Raw genomic sequence first — 24,849 nt, 5'->3', positions numbered from 1 at the left:
TCCGTGTCGAGCCCTCAGCACCACCCCTCGCCGCGAGAGCTCGACGACCTCGAGCTGCTCGCGTCCGGCGCGCTCGCCCCCCTCGCGTCCTTCGACGTGCCGGGCTCGCCGATCACCCTCGCGCTCCCGCCCGCGCTGGCCGCCGAGCCGACGGTCGAGCTGGTCGACCCCGAGGGCCTGCCGCTGGCACTGGTCCACCTCGTCGACGACGACGGCAGCCGCCGCGTCGCGCCGCTGACGTCGGCCCAGCACGGCCCCTTCCGCCGGCTCCACCTCTCCCCCACCCAGGTGCGCGAGCAGCACGCCGGCCGCACGTTCGTGCCCGTCACCGGACCGGTCACCGACGCCCAGCACGACCAGCTGGCCGCGCTCGGCCCGGTCGTGCTGCTGGCCCTGGTCGGCCACGGCACCCCCGAGCTGTCCCCGGTCGCGCTGCTGCGGGCCACGCTGCGCGTCGCGGCCGACCTCGACGCCGCGGTGGTCGCCGTACCGCTGGCCGCGCACGGCGACGCCGAGGCCGACCACGAGCTCGGCGTCCGCGTGGTCACGACGTACGCCGCCGGCGACCCCGTCGTCGGGCTGGTCGACGCCGGCGAGCCGCTGGCCGAGCTCGACGACATCCTCGACGCCGACCGGCCGGATCCCGACCGGCAGGGCCTGGTGCTGTTCTTCACCGGCCTGTCCGGCAGCGGCAAGTCGACGTTGGCCCGGGCCCTGGTGGACCGGCTCCTGGAGCAGGGCACCCGCACCGTGACCACCCTCGACGGCGACGTCGTGCGCCACCACCTCAGCGCCGGACTGACGTTCAGCAAGGCCGACCGCGAGACCAACATCCGGCGCATCGGGTGGGTGGCCGCCGAGATCTCGCGGCACGGCGGGGTCGCGGTCTGCAGCCCGATCGCCCCGTTCGACGAGACCCGCCAGCAGGTGCGGGCGATGGTCGACGAGGCCGGCGGGGCGTTCTTCCTGGTGCACGTGGCCACGCCGCTGGAGGAGTGCGAGCGGCGCGACCGCAAGGGCCTCTACGCCAAGGCCCGTCGCGGCGAGATCCCCGAGTTCACCGGCATCTCCTCGCCCTACGAGGAGCCCGACGACGCCGACGTCCGCGTCGACACCACCGGCCGCAGCATCGACGACGCCCTCGGCGACGTGCTCGACGTCCTCGCCGAGCGCGGCTACCTCGACCTGCGCGTCACCGTCCCGCGGCTCGCCGCACCCGAGAGGACCCCCTGATGGACCTGTTCACCACCACCGCGCTGGGCATCCTGGCCGCCGGGTTCTTCGTCGGCATCGTCGTCGGCCTCACCGGGATGGGCGGCGGCGCCCTGATGACCCCCGCGCTGCTCTTCCTGGCCCCGCACCAGTCGGCGGCGGCCGTCGTCGCGGCCGACCTCACCGCCGCCGCGGTCTACAAGACCGGCGGCGCGGTGGTGCACTCCAAGGAGGGCTCGCCCAACCTCGAGCTCGCCAAGTGGCTGATCATCGGCTCGGTGCCGATGGCCCTGCTGGGGCCCTACGCCGTCAAGGCGATGACCGACGACGCCGACCAGCTCGACCGGGTCCTGAAGTTCTCGATCGGCGTCGCGCTGCTGCTGGCCGCCTCGACCTACGCCGCGCGGCTCTACCTCAACCTGCGCCGCGTCCGCTCCGGCGGGTTCCTCGGCGACGAGAACCCGCACATCCGCCCGATCCCCACCCTGCTGGTCGGCGCCCTGGGCGGCCTGCTCGTCGGCATCACCAGCGTCGGCTCGGGCTCGGTGATCATGGTCGCGCTGCTGATGCTCTACCCCGGCCTGTCCGCGGTGAAGCTCGTCGGCACCGACCTGGTGCAGGCCGTCCCGCTGGTCCTCGCCGCCGCCATCTCCAACATCGCGATCCACGGCCTCGACTGGGAGCTGCTGATCCCGCTGCTCATCGGCTCGGTGCCCGGGACCATCCTCGGCAGCCGCATCGCCCCGCGCGTGCCGCAGTCGTTCATCCGGCGCGCGATCGTCGTCGTGCTCACCATGTCGAGCATCGCGCTGCTCGGCAAGGCCGGCTGGACGCCGTTCGGTGAGGACAACCAGGCCTACTTCGTCGCCGCCGTCGGCATCGGCATGGTCCTCCTGGTGCCGCTGGTCTGGGGCGTCCTGCGCAAGGAGCAGGGCCTGCCGATGTACGGCGCCCCCTCCGTCGCCGAGCTCGAGGGCACCACCTACGCCGACCGCACCGGGTCCGAGAAGCACGGCTGACCCGTGTTCTTGATGCACAACGCCGTGCGCGACTACGCGTGGGGCTCGACGACCCGGCTCGCGGAGTTCCTCGGCCGACCGCCGAGCGGCGGACCCGAGGCCGAGCTCTGGATCGGCGCCCACGACGGTGACCCCTCGGGCCTGCCCGACGGCCGTCGCCTCAACGACGTGGTCGCCGACGACCCGGTCGCCGTGCTCGGCGACCGCGTGTGCGACGTCTTCGGCGAGCGGCTGCCGTTCCTGATGAAGGTGCTCGCGGTCGAGCAGGCGCTGTCGCTGCAGGTGCACCCCAACGACGAGCGTGCCCGGGCCGGCCACCGGCGCGAGAACGACGCGGGCGTCCCGGTCGACGCCGGCCACCGCACCTACAAGGACAGCTGGCACAAGCCCGAGCTGGTCTTCGCGATCACGCCGTTCGAGAGCCTCGCCGGCTTCCGCCACGTCCACCGGTCGGTGGCGATCCTGCGCCAGCTCGGGGTGGCGTGGGCCGACCAGGTCGCCGACCGGCTCGAGACGGGTCCGGCCTTCCAGGCCCTGCGCGACGTCGTCACCGACACCCTCGCCCTGGACGGACCCGACCTGGAGCAGCTCCTGCGCGATGTCGGCGTCGCCGCCCGTGCCGCCGTCCACCGGGCGGACGACGCGACGACGGGCGCCGAGGCCGCCCGTGCGTTCGCCCGGGTCGGCGACCTGGTCGAGCAGTACCCGCGCGACCCCGGCGTGCTGGTCACCCTGCTGCTCAACAACGTGCTGCTCGCGCCCGGCGAGGCGATGTTCCTCAACGCCGGCGTCGTCCACGCCCACCTCGAGGGCTTCGGCATCGAGATCATGGCGTCCTCCGACAACGTGCTCCGCGCGGGCCTGACCCCCAAGCACCTGGACGTCCCCGAGCTCCTCGAGGTCACAGGTTTCACCCCGATGCCGCCGCCGCGCTGGGAGGCCTCGGAGAAGGCCCACGACTACTGCTACATCGAGCCGCCGGTGGCCGAGTTCTGCCTCACCGTCGGGCGTACGCCGCTCCCCCGGGTCCCGGCGGCCGGACCGCGGTGCGTGCTGGTGCTGGAGGGCGCGGTCGAGGTCGGCACCGCCGACGGCGCGACCGTGCGGGCCACCCGGGGCGAGTCGGTCTTCGTCTCCGACGCCGACGGCCCGATCTCGCTGACCGGCGAGGCCCGGGTGGCGATCGGCGCCGTGCCCGGCTGATGCCCCGACGCGCCCTCGTCCTCGGCGCCGCCCTCGCCCTGACCCTGCTGGCCGCGGCACTGGTGCTCGGCGACACCTTCAAGGCGACCCGGTTGATCGTCACGTTCAGCCCCGGTCACGGCCTGCACGCCGGCGACCTGCTGGTGCTGGCGGCCTGGGTGGTCGGCCTCGGCGCCTGCTGCGTGGGGTGGGCCCGGCAGGGCCCGTGACCCACGGCCCGTCCCTCGGCGAGGACGCCTCGTCAGGCCATCGACGGGTGCAGCCGCACCGACCCAGGATGGCCGAGGAGGGCGGCCACGCCCGTCTCGCGACCACCCGCGCGAGACGACCGCCCGCCTCCGGGGGCGACTGAAGTACTGTGGCCCGGTCGACATACTCGCCGCTTCGACCCACGGCTCCTGACCGTGGCACGATGACGGTTGCCCTGCGTCCAGACGCACTCCCGCGAGAGGCCTTCCCACCACCGATGACCACCACGCATGCCGACTACCGGCTGAGCCAGCTCGACCAGCTGGAGGCGGAGTCGATCCACATCTTCCGCGAGGTCGCCGCCGAGTTCGAGAAGCCCGTCCTGATGTTCTCGGGGGGCAAGGACTCCATCGTCATGCTGCGGCTGGCGGAGAAGGCGTTCTTCCCGGCCAAGATCCCGTTCCCGGTGATGCAGATCGACACCGGCCTCGACTTCCCCGAGGTGCTCGAGACCCGCGACCACTGGGTCAACCGCCTCGGCGTCCGCCTGGTCGTGGCCAGCATCGACGACGCCATCGCCAGCGGCGCGGTGATCGACGACGGCAAGACCAGCCGCAACCGGATGCAGACCGGCACCCTGCTCAACGCCATCGAGGAGCACGGCTTCACCGCCGCCTTCGGTGGCGGGCGCCGCGACGAGGAGAAGGCGCGGGCCAAGGAGCGCGTCTACTCCCACCGCGACGAGTTCGGGCAGTGGGACCCCAAGATGCAGCGTCCCGAGCTGTGGAGCCTCTACAACGGGCGCCTTCATGCCGGCGAGCACATGCGGATCTTCCCGATCAGCAACTGGACCGAGCTCGACGTGTGGGACTACATCGGCCGCGAGGGCATCGAGATCCCGCCGATCTACTTCTCCCACCAGCGTCGCGTCTTCGAGCGCGACGGCATGCTGATGAGCGAGACCCCGCTCAACCCGCTGCGCGCCGGCGAGGTCGTCGAGGAGCGCACCGTGCGGTTCCGCACCTGCGGCGACATCACCCTCACCGGGTGCGTCGAGTCGACCGCCTCGACCATCCCCGAGATCATCGACGAGATCTCCGTCGCCGTGCTCACCGAGCGGGGCGCCACCCGCGGTGACGACCGGTTCTCCGAGGCAGCCATGGAGGACCGGAAGAAGGAAGGCTACTTCTGATGAGCGACCAGTCCGCCACCACCAACATGGACCTGCTGCGCTTCGCCACGGCCGGCTCGGTCGACGACGGCAAGTCGACCCTGATCGGGCGCCTGCTGCTCGACTCCAAGTCGATCTTCGCCGACCAGCTCGAGGCCGTCGAGGCCACCAGCGCGGCCAAGGGCTACGACTACACCGACCTCGCGCTGCTGACCGACGGTCTGCGCTCCGAGCGCGAGCAGGGCATCACCATCGACGTGGCCTACCGCTACTTCGCGACGCCCAACCGCAAGTTCATCATCGCCGACACGCCGGGCCACGTGCAGTACACCCGCAACATGGTCACCGGCGCCTCGACGGCCGACCTCGGCCTGGTGCTCGTCGACGCCCGCCAGGGCCTCACCGAGCAGTCGCGCCGGCACGCGGTGATCCTCTCGCTGCTCCGGGTCCCCCACCTGGTGCTGGCGGTGAACAAGATGGACCTCGTCGACTTCTCCCAGGAGGTCTACGACAAGATCCACGCCGAGTTCACCCAGTTCGCGACCAAGCTCAACATCCCCGACCTGGTGGTCATCCCGATCTCGGCGCTGGCCGGCGACAACGTCGTCAACCGCTCCGAGAACATGGGCTGGTACTCCGGTCCCACGCTCATGCACCACCTCGAGCACGTCCACGTGGCGTCCGACCGCGACCTGGTCGACGTCCGCTTCCCGGTGCAGTACGTCGTGCGCCCCAAGTCCGACGAGCACCACGACTACCGCGGCTACGGCGGCATGGTCGCCGGCGGCGTCCTCAAGCCGGGCGACGAGGTCGTCGTCCTGCCCTCGGGGATGACCTCCAAGATCGCCGGCATCGACCTGTTCGACCGCGAGATCACCGAGGCGTTCCCGCCGATGTCGGTCACGGTGCGGCTCGAGGACGACGTCGACGTCTCGCGCGGCGACATGATCGCCCGCGTCAAGAACGCCCCCGTCCCCAGCCAGGACATCGACGCGATGGTCTGCTGGATGACCACCACGCCGCTCAAGCCGCGGCAGAAGCTGGCCATCAAGCACACCACCCGCACCGCCCGTGCCCTGGTCAAGGACATCCAGTACCGCCTGGACGTCAACACGCTGCACCGCGACCAGGAGACCAAGGAGCTCGGGGTCAACGAGATCGGCCGCGTCCAGCTGCGCACCACGGTGCCGCTGCTGTGCGACCCGTACTCGCAGAACCGGACCACCGGCTCGTTCATCCTGATCGACGAGGCCACCGGCATCACCGTCGGCGCCGGGATGATCAACTCCGGCAGCTGACCCACCCGTCGCAGCCCGTACGACGAGGGGCCCGGTCCACACGGACCGGGCCCCTCGTCGGTGCGTCGCACGTGGTCAGTCCCGGCAGTCGCGGCACCGGCCGAACACGGTGAGGTGGCCGACGTCGGCGACGAACCCGTGGTCGCCCTCGAGGCGGTCGGTCAGCGGCCGCGCCTGCTCGACGTCCATCGACACGACCGCGCCGCAGCCGCGGCACTTGAGGTGGAAGTGCTCGTGGCCGGTGACCGAGTGGTAGGTCGGCGCCCGGTCGGTCAGGTGGGTGTGGCGCACCAGCCCGAGGTCCTCGAGCACCTCGAGCGTGCGGTAGACCGTCGAGGCGTTGACCGAGGAGGCCCGCTCCTGCACGTGGGCCAGCACCTCGTCGGGCGTGGCGTGGCCGAGGTCGTCGATGGCCCCGAGGATCAGCTCGCGCTGCGGCGTCAGCCGGTAGCCCCGGGCCCGCAGCTCGACGCGCCAGTCGGCGTCAGGCACGTTGCAACCTCGCCCACAGGTGGGGCTGCAGCGGGTGCCCCATGGCCTCCATGTCGTAGGCGTAGAGCAGGTCGCCCTCGACGTTGCCGTAGAGCCGGTGCCCGGCGGTGACCTCCTTGGCGGTCTCGGTGTAGCTGACCCCCGCGGTGCGCAGCTCCATCTTCCCGGCCTCCGCGACGCCGTACCAGATCTCGGTGAAGCCGGTGTTGTGCGACAGCACCAGCTCGAGCTTGCCCTCGGGCAGGCAGCGCAGGAAACCGGTCTCCTGGGCGGCCTCGCGGACGGTGTTGCCCTCGGCGTCGAGGATCCACGAGCGGGAGAAGTAGTGGAAGAAGGGCCGCCCGTCCTGCTGGAAGACCAGCTCCTGGCCGAACTCGTACCCGTCGATCGTGGGGTAGTCACCGTGCCCGTTGCCGCGCCAGGCCCCCAGCAGCCACACGACCGGGGCGCACTGGGGATGGAGGTTGTCGGGGATCTCGAACATGGTCAGTGAGTCTATGGCGCGGTCACTGCCGCCCTCAGGCCGCCGGGCGGATGCCGAGCAGCGCGCGCGCCTCGGCCGTGGTCATCGGGCGCCGCTGCGCGAGCCCACCCATCGCGACCGCCCGCTCGACCAGCTGCGTGTTGCTCTCGACCGGTACGCCGCGCGCCAGGGTGAGGACGTCCTCCATGCCGACCCGCAGGTGGCCGCCCTTGCTCAGGGCCGCCAGCCCGACCGCCAGGGTGGTGCGGCCGATGCCGGTGGCACCCCACGAGGTGACCTCGGGCGGCAGCGCCGCGACCCCGGCCACGAGGGCGTCCGCCGTCCCGGGCATGCCGCCGGGCACGCCCATCACGAAGTCGCAGTGCACCTTGCCGCCGTAGGGCAGGCCGTAGGTCTTCAGCAGCCGGGTCAGGGCCGCGACGTGGCCGAGGTCGAACAGCTCGAACTCGGGCACGACCTCGCGCTCCTGGCTGAGCTGGTAGAGGTCGCGGACGAACGGCCAGGGGTTGCTGAAGACGTCGTCGCCGAAGTTGGTGGTCCCCATGGTCAGGCTGCACGAGTCGGGCGCGGCGTCGAGCACCTGCAGGCGCCGGTCGAGCGGGTCGTGCACCGAGCCGCCGGTGGAGAGCTGGACGACGAGGTCGGTGGCCTCGCGCAGCGCGCCGACGGTGTCGGCCAGCCGCTGCCCGTCGAGGCTGGGGGCGTGGTCGTCGTCGCGGATGTGGACGTGGACCATCGCGGCACCCGCCGCCTCGCACTCCTGGGCGGCGGTGACGAGCTCGGCGAGCGTGGTCGGCAGCTGCGGGCAGTCGGCCTTGCTGGTCTCGGCCCCGGTGGGGGCGACGGTGACGAGCAGGGCCTCGGGCGGCACGACGGTGGGTGGGGTGGGCGCGTCGGACATGCGCGTCATCGTGCCAGGCACGACACTGCTGGCGTGCGAGCGGTGGTGCAGCGGGTGACGTCGGCGTCGGTGACGGTCGACGGGGCGGTGGTGGGCGCGATCGACGGACCCGGGCTGCTGGTCTACCTCGGCGTGACCCACACCGACGGACCCGACGAGGTCGCCTGGACGGCCCGCAAGATCTGGGGGCTGCGCATCCTGGACGGCGAGCGGTCGGCGTCGGACATCGGGGCGCCCGTGCTGGTCGTCAGCCAGTTCACGCTCTACGGCGACGCCCGCAAGGGCCGCCGGCCCACCTGGGAGGCCGCCGCCCCCGGCCCCGTCAGCGAGCCGGCGTACGACGCGGTCTGCGACGCGCTGGTGTCGTTGGGCGCGCACGTCGAGCGCGGCGTCTTCGGCGCCGACATGGCCGTCGCGTCGGTCAACGACGGGCCGTTCACGGCGCTGCTGGAGCGGTGACCACCCGACGGTGGTCGGGCAGGACGACGCTGACCCGTCGTACATGTACGACGGGTCAGCGTGGTGGTGGCTCAGACGAGCGCGACGGTGACCTCGGCGACGCTGCCGATGGCGGCGTGCACCTGGTTGTCGACCGGGTCGGCCTTGGGGGCCAGGGTGCGCAGGGTCCACTGGCCCTCGCCGGCGAAGAACCGGAAGTGGCCGGTGGCCGAGGTGGGGACCTCGGCGGTGAACTCACCGGTGCGGTCGAGCAGGCGGACGTAGGCGTTGCCGACGGGCTCGCCCGCACGCACGACCTGGCCCTGGATCACGGCCTCCTTGGCGACGTTGACGCCGTCGAGGGAGAGGCCGCCTTCGGTGGCTCCGCACATCTCAGGCCTCCCCGGGCTCGTCGCCGAGGGCGATCGGGACGCCGACCAGGGAGCCGTACTCGGTCCAGGAGCCGTCGTAGTTCTTGACGTTCTGGTGTCCGAGCAGCTCCTTGAGCACGAACCAGGTCAGCGACGAGCGCTCCCCGATGCGGCACAGGGCGATGGTGTCCTTGGAGTCGTCGATGCCGACCTCGTCGTAGAGCTTCTTCAGGTCGGCGTCGGACTTGAAGGTGCCGTCGTCGTTGCAGTTCTTGCTCCACGGCACGTTGAGCGAGGTCGGCACGTGGCCGGCGCGCTGCGACTGCTCCTGCGGGAGGTGGGCCGGGGCCAGCAGGCGGCCGGCGTACTCGTCGGGGCTGCGGACGTCGATCAGGTTCTGCACGCCGATGGCGGCCACCGCGTCGTCGCGGAACGCGCGGATCGAGGTGTCCTGCTCCTGGGCGACGTACGACGTGGTCTCGCGCGAGGGCGCCTCGTCGGTCAGCTCGCGGGAGTCGAGCTCCCACTTCTTGCGTCCGCCGTCCATCAGCTTGACGTCGGGGTGGCCGTAGAGGGTGAAGTACCAGTAGGCGTAGGCGGCGAACCAGTTGTTGTTGCCGCCGTAGAGGACCACGGTGTCGTCGTTGGAGACGCCCTTGCCCGACAGCAGCGCCTCGAACTGCGCCTTGTTGACGAAGTCGCGGCGGACCTGGTCCTGGAGGTCGGTGGTCCAGTCGAGCTTGATCGCCCCCCGGATGTGGCCCTTGTCGTAGGCGGTGGTGTCCTCGTCGACCTCGACGAGGACGACACCCGGGGTGTCGAGGTTGTCCTCCACCCACTGGGTGGAGACGAGCGCGTTCTCGCGGGTCATGTGGTGGTGCCTTTCAGTTGGTTGCCGGAGCGGCATGGGGTCGGAGACGACGGGTGAGCAGGTAGACCTCGCAGCCCAGGCAGAACCTGAAGACCGCGTTGAGCAGGGCCGCCACGAGGGCGAGCCCGACGGCGCCGAGAGCCAGGGCCTCGAGACCGACGGCGTGGCCGACCAGGCCGACCACGGCGAAGACGAGGCCGACCGCCTGGGCGAACCGCGGCGGCGCCGGGTCCTCGAGGTGGTCGGGTGCGGCGAGCCGGGGACGCACCACGGCGCGGAACAGCCAGGCGACCGGCGTGTGCTGGACCCCGGCGACCGCGCCCCAGGCGAACAGCACGGCCTGGACCGCCAGCAGCGCCGGCGCCACCGGCGACGGCGTCAGCAGCACGGCCAGCAGCACCAGCGCCGTGAGCGACGCGGTGAGCTGGGGGCCGCGGGGGTCGATCCCCTGCTGCTGTCCGGGCGTGGACATGACGGTCTCTCCTGCCGAGGTGGGCTGACGGACGGACCCACGGGTGGTGGGTGACGGGACGACGACTGGATCAGTCGAAGGTCAGCGCGCGCGACACAAGGCCGAGCGCGTGCGGCAGTGATCCACCGCTCGGCGCTTGGTCAGCCAGGTCGTCGACATGATCAGAACAGTACGGACAGCGACCGGTTCCTTCCCCTGGGCGTCTCGTTCCGTGGACGTCGCGTCCATGATGTGGGACGCGCGCGCTCAGCGACCGGGGAGGGACCGCTCCACCTGGTCCCGCGTGGGCGCGCCCGCCGCCCGGCCGAGCTCACGGCCGCGCGGGTCGAGCACGACCGTGGTGGGCGTGCGCAGGATGCCGAGACGGCGTACGACGTCGAGGTGCTGCTCGGCGTCGACCTCGACGTGCGCGACGTCCGCGTGCGCGGCCGCGACGTCGGAGAGCACGACCCTCGTCGTCCGGCACGGCGCGCAGAAGGCCGAGGAGAACTGCAGCAGCGTCGCCCGCTCCCCCAGGGCGTCGGCCCACGGCGTGCCGGCGAGGACCGACACGGTCTCGTCCGGGGTCTCGGTGTTCGCCTCGAGCGGCTCGGTCTCGCGGAACCGGCCGTCGACGCGCAGGCGCCACCACCCGAAGGTCATCGCCACCACGACCGCAGCGACGGCGACCCAGGCTCCGGAGCTCATGACGGCCTCAACGGTCGGCCGGGCGCCACCATTCCGCCGCCACCCACCTCAGCCGCCGGCGAACGGCGGCAGGAACTCCACCGTCGTACCCGGCTCGACGAGCACGACGGCCGGGTCCTGCGACGCGACGGGCCGGTCGCCGAGCAGCACCGAGCACGCCTCCAGCACCTGGGGCAGCCGGCCGCCGGGGTGGGCCGCGACGAGGCGTCCGACCAGCTCGAGGAGGGTGATCGGCGCCTCCACGGGCACGTCCTCGGAGTCGACCCCGGCGGCCGCGCGCGCCGAGGCCCAGTAGCGGACGTGGATGACCTGCGTCTCAGTTCGGTCCATTCCGGTCCCTGTGTCCCTCACGTTTCGGTATTCTTCCTCAGCAGTTAATCCGGCCGGAGCCCGACGACGTGTTTCGCCTCGACAGCCGCCCTGCGGTGAGGAGACCCACCATGAGTGCCCTGCTCCTGCTGACCAGCGCCCTGCAGCCCTCGGCCGAGGTGGTGCCGGCGTTGTCGTTGCTCGGCCACTCGGTCAAGATCCTGCCCGCCGAGGGCAGCGCGCTGCTCGAGGCGCCCGAGTCCGACCTGCTGCTCGTCGACGGCCGGCAGGACCTCGCCGGCGCCCGCGACCTGTGCCGGCTGATCCGCACCACCGGCACCGACGTCCCGGTGCTGCTGCTCGTCACCGAGGGCGGCCTCGCGGTCGTCAACCACGACTGGGGCATGGACGACGTCGTGCTGCACACCTGCGGCCCCGCCGAGCTCGAGGCCCGGATCAAGCTCGCGATCGGCCGCCTGGTGGCCGCGCGCAACGCCGCCGACCCCGACGCGCACGTGATCCGCTCGGGCGAGGTGGTCGTCGACGAGGCGACGTACACCGCCAAGATCGGGGGGCGCACGCTCGACCTGACGTTCAAGGAGTTCGAGCTCCTGAAGTTCCTGGCCCAGCACCCCGGCCGCGTCTTCAGCCGCCAGCAGCTGCTGCAGGAGGTGTGGGGCTACGACTACTTCGGCGGCACCCGCACCGTCGACGTCCACGTCCGGCGCCTGCGCGCCAAGCTCGGCCCCGAGAACGAGACCCTCATCGGCACCGTCCGCAACGTCGGCTACCGCTTCGTGCTGCCGGCCAAGGAGAAGAACGCCGCCAAGGACGCCGACCGGGTGTCGCCGCGGGAGTCGCAGGACGCCTGAGCGCCGGGCGCCGCGCCGTCAGCGCAGCTTGGGCCGGACGTGCAGCCCGACCTCGGGGTCGACGAGCACCTCCTGGGCGGCGGCGACGCCGTCGACCATCAGCTCGGCGTCGACCGGGGTGTTGCGCTTGAGCAGGGCCAGCGCGATCGGGCCCAGCTCGTGGTGGCGGGCGCTCGAGCCGACGAACCCGACGGCCTTCTCGCCCTGGAGCACGTCGGAACCGGCCGCGGGCAGGCGGTTCTCGGAGCCGTCGAGGTGCAGCAACGTGAGCCGGCGCGGCGGGCGGCCGAGCGTGTGCACCCGGGCGACCGTCTCCTGGCCGCGGTAGCAGCCCTTGTCGAGGTGGACGGCCGGACCGATCCAGCCGACCTCGTTGGGGATCGTGCGGTGGTCGGTGTCGATGCCGAAGCGGGGCTCGCCACGGGCGATGCGCAGCGCCTCGTAGGCCCACAGGCCGGCGGCCGGCTCGGTGGCGGCGGCGTACGTCGTCAGCTCACCGCGCGGGACCAGCCGGTGGCCGGTCGCGGGGCGCCAGGTGAGCGCCAGCCGGTCGGTGACGTCGGTGATCTCGGCGCGCATCATGAACTTCATCCGCTCGAGGAACTCCACGAGCGCGGCGGCGCGGCCGGGCTCGGTCCAGACCGTGAGCGCCTCGCCGTCGTCGGTGCCGCGGAGCTCGTGCTCGACGTGGCCCTGGGGGCTCAGCACCAGCGCCTGCGTCTCGACGCCCGGCTGCAGCCCGGTGAGGTGCTGGGTGGTGATCGAGTGCAGCCAGGTGAGCCGGTCGGGGCCGGCGATGCGGAGCACGTCGTGGTGGGACAGGTCGACGAAACCCTCCCCCGACTCCAGCACGCGCTGCTCGCCGTGGAACGAGCCGTAGTGGGCGGCCACCGGCGCGTCGACGCCGTTGCCGGCCACCGCACCCGGCAGGTCGAGGAGGGGACTGCTCATGGGTTCCACCCTCTCAGAACCCCCGGCGACGTCCCCCCATTCCTGGACCTACGCTCGGGGCATGCGTCATCTCGCCGTGAAGCTGACCAGCGGCGCCGAGGCGCCCGAGCGCGCCAACCAGGCCCTGACCGTGGCGGCGTCGGCCGTGGCGTCCGGCGCCGAGGTCTCGCTGTGGCTGACCGGCGAGGCGGTGTGGTTCGGCGTCGCCGGCCGCTGCCCCGACCTCGGGCTGGAGCACGCCTCGCCGGCCGCCGACCTGCTCGAGGCGGTGCGGGCCGGCGGGTCGGTGACGGTCTGCTCGCAGTGCGCCGCCCGCCGCTCGCTCACCGAGGCCGACCTGGTCGAGGGGGCCCGGATCGCCGGGGCGGTGGCGTTCACCGAGCTGGTGCTCCGCGACGGCGTCCAGGCGCTGGTCTACTGATGAGCGACCCCCGGCTCGACGTCGTACGACGGGTGCGCGCGGCGTGCGTGGCCGCCGACGGAAACGACCCGCTCGACGAGGCCGCGGCCCTCGCGCTGAAGCACCACGGCGTCGAGGGGGCCTCGCTGCTCGTGGACGACGACGGCTTCGCGCTGGTGCGTGACGGCGAGCTCACGCTCGCGGTGGCCCCCGAGGCCCGCCGGCGCGGCGTCGGCGAGCGACTGCTGGACGGCGCCGGGCCGGCCGACCGCGCCTGGTCGCACGGCGACCACCCCGGCGCCGCGGCCCTCGCCGCGCGGCACGGGTGGGCGCGCAGCCGCGACCTGTGGGTGATGCGCCGCCCGACGTCCCTGGCGCTGCCCGACGTCGCCGCGCCTGCGGGCGTGACGGTGCGCGGGTTCCGCGACGGCGACGCGGCCGACGTCCTCGCGGTCAACGCCGCGGCGTTCGCGCACCACCCCGAGCAGGGCGCCCTCGACGAGGAGGGCCTGGCCGAACGGATGGCGGAGCCGTGGTGGGACCCCGCCGGCCTGCTGGTCGCCGTCGACGAGTCGGGGTCGGTCGTCGCCTTCCACTGGACCAAGCAGCACGACGCCGACCACGGCGAGGTGTACGTCGTCGCGGTCGGGCCGGCCGCCCAGGGTCGGGGACTCGGCCGCGTCGTGACCCTGGCCGGCCTGCGGCACCTGGCGGGCCTCGGCGTCGCCGAGGTGCTGCTCTACGTCGAGTCCGACAACACCCCGGCCGTGCACCTGTACGCGTCGCTGGGGTTCGAGCACGCCGACGTCGACACGCACGTGCAGTACACCCGGTGACGCGTCCGGACGATCCGGCCACCGGTGGCGTTGCTCCTGAGTAACATCCGCCGCATGAGCCCCGAGCCGGACGACGTGCGTGGCGGCGCCGACCGTCCGCGCCGCCGGCTCTTCGGCAGGCGGCCGGAGCAGGCAGCGCCCGCGGAGGGCCCGTCCGAGGAGGACGTGCTGTCGCGGGTCGCGGCCTACAGCCGGCGCGCCGCGTCCCCGGAGCCGGAACCGGAACCGGAGCCGGATCCCGTTCCCCCGCCCGACGCCGTCCCCTCGCCGGCCGAGCTGGCCGAGCGCGCGGAGGAGGCCGCCCGCCAGGCGCTGCGGGCCGCCACCCGCGCTGCTGCTGCCGCCGACGCGCGGGCGCGCGCCGCCGACGAGCTGGCCGCCCAGCAGGTCGGGACGGCGCGCGCGGCCAGCCAGGAGCTCGACGAGGTACGCGCGGCGCTCACCGCCCAGCAGCGGCTGCTCGTCCTGGCCGACGACGGCGAGGAGCGGGCGGCCGCCGCGGCCCGGCTGGCCGAGCTCGAGGAGGCCCGGACGGCCGCCGAGGACGACCAGCTGACCCAGCTCCGGTTCGCCCTGGAGCTCCGGGCGGACGCCGCGGCGGCCGCGTCCGACGCGGCCCAGGCGCGTGCGACCGCCGAGGCCGCGGCCCTGTCGTCGATCACGGAGGTCGAGGCGCTCCGCGAGCAGCTCGAGCGGACCCAGGCGGCGCTGGAGGAGCAGGCGCGGGCCCGCGTCGAGGCCGAGGAGCGGGCGGCCGAGCTCGCCGTGCTCGTGGCGCAGCGACGCGCCGCCGACGAGCTGCTGGCGGCCCTGCCCGCGGCCGAGCCGGCACCGGAGCCGGAGCCGGAGCCGGAGTCCGATCCCGAACCGGAGCCGGAGCCGGAGCCGGAGCCGGAGCCCGACCCCGAGCCGGAGCCCGACCCCGAACCAGAGTCCGAACCCGAACCCGAGCCCGAACCCGACCCCGAACCAGAGCCCGAACCCGAACCCGAACCCGAGCCCGAACCCGAACCCGAACCCGAACCCGAACCCGAACCCGAACCCGAACCCGAACCGGAGCCCGAACCGGAGCCCGAACCGGAGCCCGAACCGGAGCCCGAACCGGAGCCAGAGCCAGAGCCAGAGCCAGAGCCGGAACCCGTCACCGACGGCGGTCGCTCGCTGCTGTCGCGCCGGCTGGAGAAGGTGCGGCGGTCCGCCGCGGAGCGGGTGGAGGCGGCCCGGGCCGCGGCGATGCCCCCTGCCTTCCCGCCCCGTCCGGCGCGGCCCGAGCCGGAACCCGTACCGGAACCGGAACCGGAACCGGAGCCTGAGCCGGAGCCAGAGCCAGAGCCAGAGCCCCAGCCCGAGCCCGAGCCAGAGCCCCAGCCCGAGCCCGAGCCAGAGCCCGAGCCAGAGCCAGAGCCAGAGCCCGAGCCGGAGCCAGCGCGGGGATCCCGCCAGGAGCCGTACGAGTCGGTCCGGCGCGGCTGGGCGGGTTGGGTGGGCGTCGTGGTCTTCGCCGCCAGCGTCGTCTCGCTGTTCGTGCTCGGTCTCCTCGACGAGCTCGACGGTCAGCCGCTGCGTGCCGCCGCGATCGGCGCGGTGGGGGTGCTGGCGGCCCTGTTCGTCTACCGGCGGCTCGGCCGGCCCAGCCGGGTCCACCTCGCGGGCGACGGCACCCTCACCGTCGACTACGGCGCCACCCACGACACGGTGGCCCTCGCCTCGCCCGAGACCGAGGTCGAGATGGTCGGCGCACCGGGTCGCCGCGACTGGGCGGTCGAGGTGGCGCGGCCGAGCGGGTCGCCGTTGCGGATCACCGCGGCGGCCGTCGACCCGCCCAAGTTCACCGAGGCGGTGCGGCAGTGGCGTCCGGGCCTGTGACCGACCCGGCGGGCGGGCCGGAGGACGCTCGCCTCGCGGCCGAGGTGGCCGCGTTGCGGCGCGAGCGCGACGTCCTCGAGCGCCGCGCGCTCGAGGCCGAGACCGTGGCCGAGCAGCTGGCCGAGCAGCTCGCCGACGCGCAGCGGCGCCTCGACGCGGCGGGGTCCGGCGGCCAGGCGGACCCCCACCACCTCACGCTCTTCGACGGCGCGCCCCCGGCGCGGCCCCGCGGCCCACTCCGCGAGGGCGGCGACCCGTCCGTGCTGCCGCTGGCGCTGCTGGCGATGGCGGTGGTCGCCCTGCTGGGGGGCGTGATGACCGTGCTGGTCAGGGGCAGCCTGGCGCTGCCGGGGGGCGTGATGTTCGCGGTAGCGGCCGCGCTCGCCTGGGCGGCCCACCGCACCCGGGCGGTGCCACGGTCGGCGGACGTCGTCGACGGTTTCGTCGTGGTCACCAGCGGCGACCACACCAGGCGCTTCGACCTGCGCAGCGACGGGGTCAAGATCGATGTCCAGGGCCGGCCGGGCGACTCCTCGTGGCGGGTGCGGTTCTACCGACGTGCGCTCGAGCCGGTCGACGTCGACGCGTCGATGGTCGACGCCGACCACTTCATGGAGCGGCTGCGCGAGGTCCGGCCCCAGCTGTGAGGCTCAGGCCAGACCGGCCCGCAGCGCGACGGCGATCTCGGCGACGGCGGCGCGCGAGCGCCGCCCCACCCCCACGACGTTGAAGAACCCGTGGATCTGGTCGGGGAACCGGCGCAGCTCGACCGCGACCCCCGCGCCGGCGAGCTTCCGGGCGTAGGACTCGCCCTCGTCGCGCAGCGGGTCGAACCCGGCGGTGGCGACGTACGCCGGCGCCAGCCCGGCGGGCACGTCGTCGTGCAGCGGCGAGGCCCGGGGGTCGAGGCGGGTGTCGTGGTCGGGCAGGTAGCTCGCGGTGGCGAGGTCCATGAACTGCCGCGTCAGGTAGAACCCGTCGCTGAACAGCTCGAGGCTGCGGGTGGAGCGCTCGTTGTCGGCGGCGGGGTAGACCAGCAGCTGGAACGCCAGCGGCAGTCCTTCCCGGGCGGCCTCGTTGGCCACCGCGGCGGCGAGGTTGCCGCCGGCGGAGTCGCCGCCGACCGCGAGCCGGGCGGGGTCGGCGCCGAGGGACTCGGCGTTGGCGGTCACCCACCGGTACGCCGTCAGCGCGTCGTCGTAGGCGGCCGGGAACGGGTGCTCGGGCGCGAGCCGGTAGTCGACCGCCAGCACCCGGACACCGGCGCCCTCGGCGAGCACCCGGCAGGTGGCGTCGTGGCTGTCCAGGCCGCCGTACATGAAGCCGCCGCCGTGGAAGAACACCAGCAGCGGCGTCAGGCCGGTCGCCCCCCGGGGCGTGTAGAGCCGCGCGGGCAGCCCGTCGACCGGCAGCTCCCGCACCGCCCCGATCGGCTGGGTGCGGCCCGTCATCGCCGTCTGGTGCTCGATGGCGACTCTGCCCTGCGGGACCGGCAGCGTCTCGGCACCCGGGATCCGCGCCACCCGCTGCAGCCGCAGCATCAGCTGGGTCTCGGGGGCGAGCGTCTGCCCGTCGATGACCACCGGCCGCCCGGCGAGGGCGCGCTGCACCCGCTCGGGCAGCGCCATCGTGGCGCGCAGCAGGGTGGCCTCGGCACGGTCCTGGATCGTCACCGGACGAAACCTACCGCCGAGTAGGGCCACGGGACACCCGGCGTTCACCCGACGATGACAGACTCGAACCCATGTCCCTGGAGATCGTGCCGGATCCCTCTGCCTCCGCCACCTCGGCCACCGGCGTGCCCGACGAGGCCTACGAGGTCGACGTCCCGTACGTGCCCGACCCCGAGCTGGTCGCGGCGGTGGAGAAGTTCGACGACCGGTTCCTCGACCGCGAGCTGTCGTGGCTGCACTTCAACCAGCGGGTGCTCGAGCTGGCCGAGGACGAGAAGCTGCCGCTGCTCGAGCGCACCCGCTTCCTGGCGATCTTCACCAGCAACCTCGACGAGTTCTTCATGGTCCGCGTCGCCGGTCTCAAGCGCCGCATCGCCGCCGGGCTCGCCGTCCGGGCGGCGTCCGGCCTGATGCCGCGCGAGGTGCTGGAGTGCATCTGGCAGACCGCGCGCGAGCTGAGCGAGCGCCAGGCCCGGCTGTTCCGCGACACGATCGTGCCGGCGCTGCGCGAGCACGAGATCGAGCTGGTCCGGTGGGACGACCTCGGGCCCGAGGAGCAGAAGTCCTGCAAGAAGCTGTTCAAGAACCGGATCTTCCCGGTGCTGACGCCGCTCGCGGTCGACCCGGCCCACCCCTTCCCCTACATCTCCGGGCTCTCGCTCAACCTCGCGGTCATCATCCGCAACCCGCAGACCGGCAAGGACCACTTCGCGCGCGTCAAGGTGCCGCAGATCTTCGACCGGTTCGTCCCGCTCGGCGCCTCCGACCCCTCGGGACGCGGCGCCCGCTTCGTCCCCCTCGAGGACGTCATCGGCGCCCACCTCAAGCGCCTGTTCCCCGGCATGGAGGTGCTCGAGGCGCACACGTTCCGGGTCACCCGCAACGAGGACCTCGAGGTCGAGGAGGACGACGCCGAGAACCTCCTCGCCGCCCTCGAGAAGGAGTTGCTGCGGCGCCGCTTCGGCCCGCCGGTGCGGCTCGAGGTGGAGGAGTCGATCTCGTCCGGCGTCCTCGACCTGCTCAAGGAGGAGCTCGACGTCACCGACGAGGAGGTCTTCCGGCTGCCCGGCCCGCTCGACCTGCGCGGCCTGCACGGCATCGCCGACCTCAACCGCGAGGTGCTGAAGTACCCGGCCTTCGTGCCGACCACCCACGCCCGCCTGGCCGAGGTCGAGTCGTCCGCGCCGGTCGACGTGTTCAAGACGGCCCGGCGCCACGACGTCCTCCTGCACCACCCCTACGACTCGTTCGCGACGTCGGTGCAGCGCTTCATCGAGCAGGCCGCTGCCGACCCGCACGTGCTGGCGATCAAGCAGACGCTCTACCGCACCTCCGGCGACAGCCCGATCATCGACGCCCTCATCGACGCCGCCGAGGCCGGCAAGCAGGTGCTGGTGATCGTGGAGATCAAGGCCCGCTTCGACGAGCAGGCCAACATCCGCTGGGCCCGCAAGCTCGAGCAGGCCGGCTGCCACGTCGTCTACGGGCTGGTCGGTCTGAAGACCCACTGCAAGCTGGCGATGGTGGTGCGCGACGAGCCCGAGGGCATCCGGCGCTACACCCACATCGGCACCGGCAACTACAACTCCAAGACCGCCCGCCTCTACGAGGACCTCGGCCTGATCACGACCGACGAGGCCATCGGCGAGGACGTCGCGCACCTGTTCAACAACCTGTCGGGCTGGTCGCGCAACGCCTCCTACGAGCAGCTGCTCGTGGCGCCCGACTCGGTGCGCTCCGGGCTGGTCGACCAGATCCACCGCGAGATCGCCCACCACGCGGCCGGCCGCCCCTCCGGGATCCGCTTCAAGGCCAACTCGGTGGTCGACGAGGGCGTCATCGACGCGCTCTACCTCGCCTCCCAGGAGGGCGTGAAGGTCGAGCTGATGGTGCGCGGCATCTGCGCCCTGCGGCCCGGTGTGCCGGGGCTGTCGGAGAACATCACGGTCCGCTCGGTGCTCGGCCGGTTCCTCGAGCACAGCCGGATCTTCTGGTTCGAGAACGGCGGCGAGCCCGACGCCTGGCTCGGGTCGGCGGACATGATGCACCGCAACCTCGACCGCCGCGTCGAGGTGCTGGTGCGCCTGCCCCACCCCGACAGCGTCGAGGAGGTACGCCGCCTGCTCGACCTGGCGTTCGACCCGACCACCGACGCGTGGCAGCTCGACAGCGCCGGCGACTGGGCCCGCAACGACGGCGACGTGCACCTCCAGGAGACGCTCATCGAGCGCCAGCGGAGGCGTCGTACGACGTCCTGACCTGGTCCTCACCTGGCACTGACGCGGCCCTGACGGGGGGCCGGGCGTCCGGGGTTGCGCTCCTGCGACGCCGACCCCCTACGCTGGGTGCCGTTTGCTTCCGCCTCACCAGGAGTTCACGTGGGTCTGCGCTTCCGCCCGGTCGACTCGGCCTTCTACGACCTCTTCACCGAGCAGGCCCAGCACACCGTCACCGGTGCCGCGCTGCTCGCGGAGATGCTGTCCGAGACCTCCGACAAGGCCGACGTCGCCGCTCGGATGAGAGCCGCCGAGCACGACGCCGACGAGACGACCCACGCCCTCATCCGGCGGGTCAACAGCACGTTCGTCACGCCGTTCGACCGCGAGGACATCTACGCCCTGGCCTCGGCGCTCGACGACGTCATGGACGAGATGGACGAGGCCGTCGACCTGATCCTGCTCTACGAGGTCCGGGTGCTGCCGGCCGAGCTGTCGCAGCAGGTCGAGGTGCTGCAGCGCTGCGCCGAGCTCACCGCGGCCGCGATGCCCAAGCTCCAGTCGATGCACTCGCTCGAGGAGTTCTGGATCGAGATCAACCGGCTCGAGAACGCCGGCGACAAGAACCACCGGCGCACCCTCGCCAAGCTGTTCTCCGGCGAGTTCAAGACGATCGAGGTCCTCAAGCTCAAGGACATCGTCGAGTCCCTCGAGGCAGCGGTCGACGCGTTCGAGAAGGTCGCCAACATCGTGGAGCAGATCGCGGTCAAGGAGAGCTGACCCGGTGTCCCTGACCTTGGCGATCGTGATCGCCGTCGTCCTCGTCGCGCTCGTCTTCGACTACACCAACGGCTTCCACGACGCGGCCAACGCGATCGCGACCTCGGTCTCGACGCGGGCGCTGACCCCGCGGGTCGCGCTGCTGCTGGCGGCGGTGATGAACTTCGTCGGCGCGTTCCTGGGGCAGAAGGTGGCCAAGACGGTCTCCGACGTCATCGAGTTCCCCCAGGAGATGCTCGACGGCGATCCCGTCCACGCACTGGTGATCGTGATGTCGGGGCTGCTCGGCGCGATCGCCTGGAACCTCGTCACCTGGTACTACGGCCTGCCGTCGTCGTCCTCGCACGCGCTGATCGGCGGGCTCGGCGGCGCCGCCATCGCCGGCGGCGTCACGGTCAGGTGGGACACCGTGGTCAACAAGGTCCTGATCCCGATGATCCTGTCCCCGCTGTTCGCCTTCGGTGCGGGCTTCCTGCTGATGCTCGGCATCATGTGGGCGTTCCGCCGGACCAACCCGTCCAAGGCCAACCGCGGCTTCCGGATCGCCCAGACGATCTCGGCCGCCGCGATGGCGCTCGGCCACGGCCTGCAGGACGCCCAGAAGACGATGGGCGTGATCTTCCTGGCCCTGGTGGCCGGCGGCTACGCCTCCGAGGGCGACGACCTGCCGCTGTGGGTCATCTTCGCCGCCGCCGGCGCGATCTCGCTGGGCACCTACTCCGGTGGCTGGCGGATCATGCGCACCCTGGGCCGCCGCATCATCCACCTCGACCCGCCCCGCGGCTTCGCCGCCGAGTCGGTCGCCGCGTCGGTGCTGTACACGACGGCGTACGTCTACGAGGCGCCCATCTCGACCACCCACACCATCACCTCGGCGGTGATGGGCGTCGGCGCCACCAAGCGCCTCTCCGCCGTGCGCTGGGGCGTCGCCCGCTCCATCCTGACCGCCTGGGTCCTCACCTTCCCCCTCGCGGCCTCCGCCGCCGCCCTCTGCTACTACGTCGTGCACTTCTTCGTCGAGGTCATCTGACGGACGGGGCGTCGCTGGTCCCGGCGGGATGGTCGTGGACCTTCGCACGCGCCCGACCCGTGCCGAAGGTCCACGACTATCCCGGTGGTGGGGCCTCAGGCCGCGCGGTAGCGGAGCCAGCGCCGACGTTCCTCGGCGCTGAGGGCGCGACGCTGCTCGACGGTGGACGTCGGCACCCACCACGCCGGGAGATGGGCGGTCCAGGTCCGGCCGGCGTGCGGCCTGGCCCCGGCGCGGGCGTACGCCGCCCGCAGCTCGCCGTCGAACCGGCCGCGACCGAGGTCGCCGGCGCGCGCGATGACGGTCTCCAGCCCGTGGTCGGCGTACGTGCGGTCGCGGACGCGGTCGCGCTCGGGTGCCCCGTCCACCAGGTGGAGGCTGCCGTCGTACTGCCCGACGACGCCGGCCCGGACGTCGACGAGGTCGGGCGTGCCGATGTGGTGGCCGTGCAGGTCGAACAGCGGGTGGTTGACCAGCGGACGCGGCAGACCCGCGGACTCCCAGGCGATCAGCATCAGCTGCTCCTGCGGCGACCAGCAGTTCTCCGAGACCAGGGGCAGCGCGTCCCGGCACTGCGGCACCCCGGTGTACGCCGGGTGGGCCAGCGCGTGCTCGTCCACCTCCACCACCGACACCAGGTCGTCGTACGTCGCCATGGCCAGGACGGCCGCGGCGTCGCGCACCGACGCCGCGTAGCGCATCGCGAAGAACGTCGCCACGATCGGCAGCGCGACCCAGATGCCGTCGACGTTGCTCGCCTCGGAGGGCCGGAACCGGTCGCCGGTCATGTGGAAGCCGGCCTGCGACCTGATCCGGTGCGCGGGGACCGCGATGTCCACCTCGACCGGGTCGCCCGCCGCCGACATCCCGGTGAACCACGTCCCGCCGAGCCAGCACAGCGCACCCCAGCCGGTGACGGCTCCGCACCGCGGCACGAGGTAGGCCGCCTCCACGACGCGCTGGGCCGGGGTCAGCGGCACGTGAGCGGGCACGTACAGCCCGCGGCTGCTACGGCGCCAGGCCGACTCGTCGGCAGCCTGCCGCCGCGTCGGCCCCCGCTCCCCCGTGGGGTCGGTGCGCACCGGACCGACGACGCCGTGCGCCGTACCCGGAGCCACCCACCCATGCATCCCCGCAGGGTGCGCCCGGAGCGCCCACCCCCGCCGGCGTCATCCACAGGCAGCCCGAGACCCCCGAAATGCACGATAGTCGTGGACCTTTCGCACGGTGTGCACAAGGTCCACGACTATCCCGCGGCCGGGGCCGGAGAAGAAGGACGAGCTCGCAGGCTCAGCCGAAGCGGCCGGAGATGTAGTCCTCGGTGCGCTTGTCGTGCGGGTTGGAGAAGATCTGCGTGGTGCGGTCGAACTCGACGAGGAGGCCGGTGCGGTTGCCGGTGGTCTCGTCGGGGCGGGCGGTGAAGAACGCCGTCCGGTCGGAGACGCGGGCCGCCTGCTGCATGTTGTGGGTGACGATGATGATCGTGAAGTCCGAGCGCAGCTCGGTCATCAGGTCCTCGATGCGGGCGGTGGCGATCGGGTCGAGGGCCGAGCAGGGCTCGTCCATCAGGATCACGTCGGGCTTGGTCGCGATGGTGCGCGCGATGCACAGACGCTGCTGCTGACCACCGGAGAGGCCGTACGCCGACTGCTTCAGCTTGTCCTTGACCTCGTCCCACAGCGCGGCGCCGCGCAGGGCCTGCTCGACGAGGTCGTCCATGTTGTCGACCTTCATGCCGGTGACCCGGGGGCCGTAGGCGATGTTGTCGTAGATGGACTTCGGGAACGGGTTGGGCTTCTGGAAGACCATCCCGATCTGGGTGCGGACCGCGATCGGGTCGACGCCCTTGCCGTAGATGTTCTGGCCGTGGTAGGTCACCTGGCCCTCGACGCGGGCGCCGGTGACCAGGTCGTTCATCCGGTTCAGGCAGCGCAGCACCGTCGACTTGCCGCAGCCGGACGGGCCGATGAGGGCGGTGATCTCGTGGTGGCCGAACTGCAGGTCGACGTCGTGGACGGCGTGGAAGTCGCCGTAGAAGACGTTGAGCTTGTCGGCGACCATCACCGGGTTGGGCGGGGCCTCGGGGAGACCGCGCTCGGGGGTCTCGTGGGCCTTGGAGAGGTCGGGGATCTCGCGGCTGCTCATGGCGTGGTTGTCGTCACCTGTTCGGAACGTGGCGGGGTGGCTGGGCATGTCTGGGGCTCCTACCAGGATCGCTGGAACTTGTTGCGGATGACGATGGCGATGGCGTTGAGCCCGAGCACCATGACCAGCAGGAGGATGATGGCAGCCGAGGCAGCCGTCTGGTAAGACTCCTGCGGGTCCGATGCGAGCCGGTAGATCTGGAACGGAAGGGCCGAGATCGTGTCGGTGAGACCATTGGGGTCCTGACGGACCGAGACGGCGAGCCCCACGATCACCAGGGGGGCGGCCTCTCCGATCGCGCGGGACAGGCCCAGGATCGTGCCGGTCGCGATGCCCGGGATCGCGGAGGGGAGCGTCTGGCGCCAGGTGGTCTGCCAGACGGTCGCGCCGAGGGCGAGCGATCCCTGGCGGATGTCCTGCGGGACCGCGCGCACCGCCTCGCGGGTGGTGATGATGATGACCGGGAGGATCAGCAGCGCCAGGGCCAGCGCTCCGGCGATGACGATGCCGCGCGCGTCGCTGAAGATCGCCATGATCGCCACGGCCAGCAGGCCGTAGACGATGGCCGGCACGGCCGCGAGGTTCTGCAGGTTGAGCTCGATCAGCCGGTTGTACCACTTGCTGTTGTCGGCGAACTCCTCCATGTACAGCGCCGCCGCGATGCCGACCGGCACGGCCAGCAAGGCGGTCGTGACCATCAGCCAGATCGTGCCGAGGATGCCGGCGCGGAAGCCGGTCTCGTCGGGGTTCAGCCGGGAGATGTAGTTGTTGATCAGCGCCGAGTCGAAGCGTCCGGAGCCCTCGATCGCGGTGTCGATGATCAGGGCGAGGAGCACGGCGACGCCGAAGAACAGCGAGAACCACAGGGCACCCAGGAACACGATCGAGGCCGTGTTGCGGTCGCGGCTCTTGCCGGTGGTGAGGTTGACGCTCTCGCGAGCCGTCGTGGTGGCGACGTTCATC

At 72.5% G+C, this 24,849-nt stretch carries 28 protein-coding genes; 15 read left to right on the top strand and 13 right to left on the bottom strand.

Annotated elements, in window-relative coordinates; all coding sequences use genetic code 11:
- Positions 1-3 precede the first annotated feature (3 nt).
- From cysC to AC4MBH_RS08330, 6 genes are all read left to right on the top strand, one after another.
- Complete coding sequence (gene cysC / locus AC4MBH_RS08355) at positions 4-1,233, top strand: adenylyl-sulfate kinase (RefSeq protein ID WP_491794303.1); 1,230 nt, start codon at positions 4-6, stop codon at positions 1,231-1,233.
- Positions 1,233-2,231: a sulfite exporter TauE/SafE family protein gene (locus AC4MBH_RS08350; RefSeq protein ID WP_491794301.1), complete on the top strand. Its 999-nt coding sequence runs from the start codon at positions 1,233-1,235 to the stop codon at positions 2,229-2,231. The genes cysC and AC4MBH_RS08350 overlap by 1 nt, the downstream gene beginning before the upstream one ends.
- 12 nt (positions 2,232-2,243) lie before the next feature.
- On the top strand, positions 2,244-3,434 hold the full coding sequence (gene manA / locus AC4MBH_RS08345) for a mannose-6-phosphate isomerase, class I (RefSeq protein WP_491794878.1): 1,191 nt from the start codon (positions 2,244-2,246) through the stop codon (positions 3,432-3,434).
- Positions 3,434-3,643: a hypothetical protein gene (locus tag AC4MBH_RS08340; protein ID WP_491794300.1), complete on the top strand. Its 210-nt coding sequence runs from the start codon at positions 3,434-3,436 to the stop codon at positions 3,641-3,643. Before manA ends, AC4MBH_RS08340 begins: the two co-directional genes overlap by 1 nt.
- Positions 3,644-3,900: 257 nt before the next feature.
- Entirely contained in the window at positions 3,901-4,815 is a 915-nt protein-coding gene (cysD, locus tag AC4MBH_RS08335; RefSeq protein ID WP_491794298.1) for a sulfate adenylyltransferase subunit CysD, read from the top strand.
- Positions 4,815-6,092 carry a sulfate adenylyltransferase subunit 1 gene (locus AC4MBH_RS08330; RefSeq protein ID WP_491794296.1) on the top strand — a complete coding sequence of 426 codons (1,278 nt, stop codon included), beginning with the start codon at positions 4,815-4,817 and terminating at the stop codon, positions 6,090-6,092. The genes cysD and AC4MBH_RS08330 overlap by 1 nt, the downstream gene beginning before the upstream one ends.
- 75 nt (positions 6,093-6,167) lie before the next feature.
- On the opposite strand, the gene AC4MBH_RS08325 is transcribed toward AC4MBH_RS08330, so the two are convergent.
- Genes AC4MBH_RS08325 through AC4MBH_RS08315 form a run of 3 tightly spaced genes read right to left on the bottom strand, consistent with a single transcriptional unit; the run spans position 6,168 to position 7,969 of the window.
- Positions 6,168-6,584, bottom strand: a complete 417-nt coding sequence (locus AC4MBH_RS08325; protein WP_491794294.1) for a Fur family transcriptional regulator — start codon at positions 6,582-6,584, stop codon at positions 6,168-6,170.
- Positions 6,577-7,068: a heme-binding beta-barrel domain-containing protein gene (locus AC4MBH_RS08320; protein ID WP_491794292.1), complete on the bottom strand. Its 492-nt coding sequence runs from the start codon at positions 7,066-7,068 to the stop codon at positions 6,577-6,579. Before AC4MBH_RS08320 ends, AC4MBH_RS08325 begins: the two co-directional genes overlap by 8 nt.
- 34 nt (positions 7,069-7,102) lie before the next feature.
- Complete coding sequence (locus AC4MBH_RS08315) at positions 7,103-7,969, bottom strand: beta-keto acid cleavage family enzyme (RefSeq protein WP_491794290.1); 867 nt, start codon at positions 7,967-7,969, stop codon at positions 7,103-7,105.
- 33 nt (positions 7,970-8,002) lie between these two features.
- On the opposite strand from AC4MBH_RS08315, the gene dtd reads away from it, so the two are divergent.
- The gene (dtd, locus tag AC4MBH_RS08310; protein ID WP_491794288.1) at positions 8,003-8,428 is read left to right on the top strand and encodes a D-aminoacyl-tRNA deacylase; all 426 of its coding nucleotides are present in this window, start codon (positions 8,003-8,005) and stop codon (positions 8,426-8,428) included.
- A gap of 71 nt (positions 8,429-8,499) precedes the next feature.
- Here dtd and AC4MBH_RS08305 read toward each other — a convergent pair whose 3' ends face one another.
- The 5 genes from AC4MBH_RS08305 to AC4MBH_RS08285 form a co-directional block, all read right to left on the bottom strand.
- On the bottom strand, positions 8,500-8,799 hold the full coding sequence (locus tag AC4MBH_RS08305) for a DUF1416 domain-containing protein (RefSeq protein WP_491794287.1): 300 nt from the start codon (positions 8,797-8,799) through the stop codon (positions 8,500-8,502).
- Position 8,800: 1 nt separating this feature from the next.
- Entirely contained in the window at positions 8,801-9,649 is an 849-nt protein-coding gene (locus AC4MBH_RS08300; RefSeq protein WP_491794285.1) for a sulfurtransferase, read from the bottom strand.
- 13 nt (positions 9,650-9,662) lie between these two features.
- Entirely contained in the window at positions 9,663-10,121 is a 459-nt protein-coding gene (locus AC4MBH_RS08295; protein ID WP_491794283.1) for a DUF4395 domain-containing protein, read from the bottom strand.
- 246 nt (positions 10,122-10,367) lie between these two features.
- A complete protein-coding gene (locus AC4MBH_RS08290) occupies positions 10,368-10,808 on the bottom strand; it encodes a TlpA family protein disulfide reductase (RefSeq protein WP_491794282.1) in 441 nt (146 codons plus the stop codon).
- Positions 10,809-10,856: 48 nt separating this feature from the next.
- The gene (locus AC4MBH_RS08285; RefSeq protein ID WP_491794280.1) at positions 10,857-11,138 is read right to left on the bottom strand and encodes a MoaD/ThiS family protein; all 282 of its coding nucleotides are present in this window, start codon (positions 11,136-11,138) and stop codon (positions 10,857-10,859) included.
- A 110-nt stretch (positions 11,139-11,248) separates the two neighbouring features.
- Between AC4MBH_RS08285 and AC4MBH_RS08280 the strand changes: the two genes are divergently transcribed.
- On the top strand, positions 11,249-11,989 hold the full coding sequence (locus tag AC4MBH_RS08280; RefSeq protein WP_491794279.1) for a winged helix-turn-helix transcriptional regulator: 741 nt from the start codon (positions 11,249-11,251) through the stop codon (positions 11,987-11,989).
- 18 nt (positions 11,990-12,007) lie between these two features.
- On the opposite strand, the gene ygfZ is transcribed toward AC4MBH_RS08280, so the two are convergent.
- Positions 12,008-12,940, bottom strand: coding sequence for a CAF17-like 4Fe-4S cluster assembly/insertion protein YgfZ (gene ygfZ, locus AC4MBH_RS08275; protein WP_491794277.1), 933 nt, complete (start codon positions 12,938-12,940; stop codon positions 12,008-12,010).
- Between the two features lie 61 nt (positions 12,941-13,001).
- Here ygfZ and AC4MBH_RS08270 point away from each other — a divergent pair, with 61 nt between their 5' ends.
- Genes AC4MBH_RS08270 through AC4MBH_RS08255 form a run of 4 tightly spaced genes read left to right on the top strand, consistent with a single transcriptional unit; the run spans position 13,002 to position 16,689 of the window.
- Positions 13,002-13,361: a DsrE family protein gene (locus AC4MBH_RS08270; protein WP_491794275.1), complete on the top strand. Its 360-nt coding sequence runs from the start codon at positions 13,002-13,004 to the stop codon at positions 13,359-13,361.
- Positions 13,361-14,176: a mycothiol synthase gene (gene mshD / locus AC4MBH_RS08265; protein ID WP_491794273.1), complete on the top strand. Its 816-nt coding sequence runs from the start codon at positions 13,361-13,363 to the stop codon at positions 14,174-14,176. The genes AC4MBH_RS08270 and mshD overlap by 1 nt, the downstream gene beginning before the upstream one ends.
- Positions 14,177-14,230: 54 nt before the next feature.
- Positions 14,231-16,042 (top strand): hypothetical protein, encoded by a 1,812-nt coding sequence (locus tag AC4MBH_RS08260; protein WP_491794272.1) that lies wholly within the window; start codon positions 14,231-14,233, stop codon positions 16,040-16,042.
- On the top strand, positions 16,039-16,689 hold the full coding sequence (locus AC4MBH_RS08255) for a hypothetical protein (RefSeq protein ID WP_491794270.1): 651 nt from the start codon (positions 16,039-16,041) through the stop codon (positions 16,687-16,689). The genes AC4MBH_RS08260 and AC4MBH_RS08255 overlap by 4 nt, the downstream gene beginning before the upstream one ends.
- A gap of 3 nt (positions 16,690-16,692) precedes the next feature.
- Here AC4MBH_RS08255 and AC4MBH_RS08250 read toward each other — a convergent pair whose 3' ends face one another.
- Complete coding sequence (locus tag AC4MBH_RS08250; RefSeq protein ID WP_491794268.1) at positions 16,693-17,715, bottom strand: alpha/beta hydrolase; 1,023 nt, start codon at positions 17,713-17,715, stop codon at positions 16,693-16,695.
- Positions 17,716-17,786: 71 nt separating this feature from the next.
- Between AC4MBH_RS08250 and AC4MBH_RS08245 the strand changes: the two genes are divergently transcribed.
- The 3 genes from AC4MBH_RS08245 (at position 17,787) to AC4MBH_RS08235 (ending at position 21,741) form a co-directional block, all read left to right on the top strand.
- Complete coding sequence (locus AC4MBH_RS08245; RefSeq protein WP_491794266.1) at positions 17,787-19,973, top strand: RNA degradosome polyphosphate kinase; 2,187 nt, start codon at positions 17,787-17,789, stop codon at positions 19,971-19,973.
- Between the two features lie 120 nt (positions 19,974-20,093).
- On the top strand, positions 20,094-20,711 hold the full coding sequence (locus AC4MBH_RS08240; RefSeq protein ID WP_491794264.1) for a DUF47 domain-containing protein: 618 nt from the start codon (positions 20,094-20,096) through the stop codon (positions 20,709-20,711).
- A gap of 10 nt (positions 20,712-20,721) precedes the next feature.
- On the top strand, positions 20,722-21,741 hold the full coding sequence (locus AC4MBH_RS08235) for an inorganic phosphate transporter (RefSeq protein WP_491794877.1): 1,020 nt from the start codon (positions 20,722-20,724) through the stop codon (positions 21,739-21,741).
- 95 nt (positions 21,742-21,836) lie between these two features.
- On the opposite strand, the gene AC4MBH_RS08230 is transcribed toward AC4MBH_RS08235, so the two are convergent.
- The 3 genes from AC4MBH_RS08230 to pstA form a co-directional block, all read right to left on the bottom strand.
- Positions 21,837-22,859, bottom strand: a complete 1,023-nt coding sequence (locus AC4MBH_RS08230) for a hypothetical protein (protein WP_491794262.1) — start codon at positions 22,857-22,859, stop codon at positions 21,837-21,839.
- Positions 22,860-23,031: 172 nt separating this feature from the next.
- A complete protein-coding gene (gene pstB, locus AC4MBH_RS08225) occupies positions 23,032-23,802 on the bottom strand; it encodes a phosphate ABC transporter ATP-binding protein PstB (protein ID WP_491794876.1) in 771 nt (256 codons plus the stop codon).
- A gap of 143 nt (positions 23,803-23,945) precedes the next feature.
- Positions 23,946-24,848, bottom strand: a complete 903-nt coding sequence (gene pstA / locus AC4MBH_RS08220) for a phosphate ABC transporter permease PstA (RefSeq protein WP_491794261.1) — start codon at positions 24,846-24,848, stop codon at positions 23,946-23,948.
- Position 24,849: the final 1 nt, after the last annotated feature.

It is taken from the genome of Nocardioides sp. WJ219 (genome assembly GCF_058559815.1).
The sequence above is the reverse complement of the archived record's forward strand: the minus strand, read 5'-3'. Positions and strand labels throughout refer to the sequence as shown.

Excerpts from the sequence above, each read along its gene's own strand:
- AC4MBH_RS08330 (WP_491794296.1), top strand. The coding sequence starts at position 4,815 with ATGAGCGACCAGTCCGCCACCACCAACATGGACCTGCTGCGCTTCGCC.
- manA (WP_491794878.1), top strand. The coding sequence starts at position 2,244 with ATGCACAACGCCGTGCGCGACTACGCGTGGGGCTCGACGACCCGGCTC.
- AC4MBH_RS08245 (WP_491794266.1), top strand. The coding sequence starts at position 17,787 with ATGTCCCTGGAGATCGTGCCGGATCCCTCTGCCTCCGCCACCTCGGCC.
- AC4MBH_RS08260 (WP_491794272.1), top strand. The coding sequence starts at position 14,231 with ATGAGCCCCGAGCCGGACGACGTGCGTGGCGGCGCCGACCGTCCGCGC.
- mshD (WP_491794273.1), top strand. The coding sequence starts at position 13,361 with ATGAGCGACCCCCGGCTCGACGTCGTACGACGGGTGCGCGCGGCGTGC.
- AC4MBH_RS08270 (WP_491794275.1), top strand. The coding sequence starts at position 13,002 with ATGCGTCATCTCGCCGTGAAGCTGACCAGCGGCGCCGAGGCGCCCGAG.
- AC4MBH_RS08290 (WP_491794282.1), bottom strand. The coding sequence starts at position 10,808 with ATGAGCTCCGGAGCCTGGGTCGCCGTCGCTGCGGTCGTGGTGGCGATG.
- AC4MBH_RS08305 (WP_491794287.1), bottom strand. The coding sequence starts at position 8,799 with ATGTGCGGAGCCACCGAAGGCGGCCTCTCCCTCGACGGCGTCAACGTC.
- pstB (WP_491794876.1), bottom strand. The coding sequence starts at position 23,802 with ATGGTCGCCGACAAGCTCAACGTCTTCTACGGCGACTTCCACGCCGTC.
- AC4MBH_RS08285 (WP_491794280.1), bottom strand. The coding sequence starts at position 11,138 with ATGGACCGAACTGAGACGCAGGTCATCCACGTCCGCTACTGGGCCTCG.
- AC4MBH_RS08300 (WP_491794285.1), bottom strand. The coding sequence starts at position 9,649 with ATGACCCGCGAGAACGCGCTCGTCTCCACCCAGTGGGTGGAGGACAAC.
- ygfZ (WP_491794277.1), bottom strand. The coding sequence starts at position 12,940 with ATGAGCAGTCCCCTCCTCGACCTGCCGGGTGCGGTGGCCGGCAACGGC.
- cysD (WP_491794298.1), top strand. The coding sequence starts at position 3,901 with ATGACCACCACGCATGCCGACTACCGGCTGAGCCAGCTCGACCAGCTG.
- AC4MBH_RS08350 (WP_491794301.1), top strand. The coding sequence starts at position 1,233 with ATGGACCTGTTCACCACCACCGCGCTGGGCATCCTGGCCGCCGGGTTC.
- AC4MBH_RS08280 (WP_491794279.1), top strand. The coding sequence starts at position 11,249 with ATGAGTGCCCTGCTCCTGCTGACCAGCGCCCTGCAGCCCTCGGCCGAG.
- AC4MBH_RS08295 (WP_491794283.1), bottom strand. The coding sequence starts at position 10,121 with ATGTCCACGCCCGGACAGCAGCAGGGGATCGACCCCCGCGGCCCCCAG.
- AC4MBH_RS08320 (WP_491794292.1), bottom strand. The coding sequence starts at position 7,068 with ATGTTCGAGATCCCCGACAACCTCCATCCCCAGTGCGCCCCGGTCGTG.
- AC4MBH_RS08340 (WP_491794300.1), top strand. The coding sequence starts at position 3,434 with ATGCCCCGACGCGCCCTCGTCCTCGGCGCCGCCCTCGCCCTGACCCTG.
- pstA (WP_491794261.1), bottom strand. The coding sequence starts at position 24,848 with ATGAACGTCGCCACCACGACGGCTCGCGAGAGCGTCAACCTCACCACC.
- AC4MBH_RS08315 (WP_491794290.1), bottom strand. The coding sequence starts at position 7,969 with ATGTCCGACGCGCCCACCCCACCCACCGTCGTGCCGCCCGAGGCCCTG.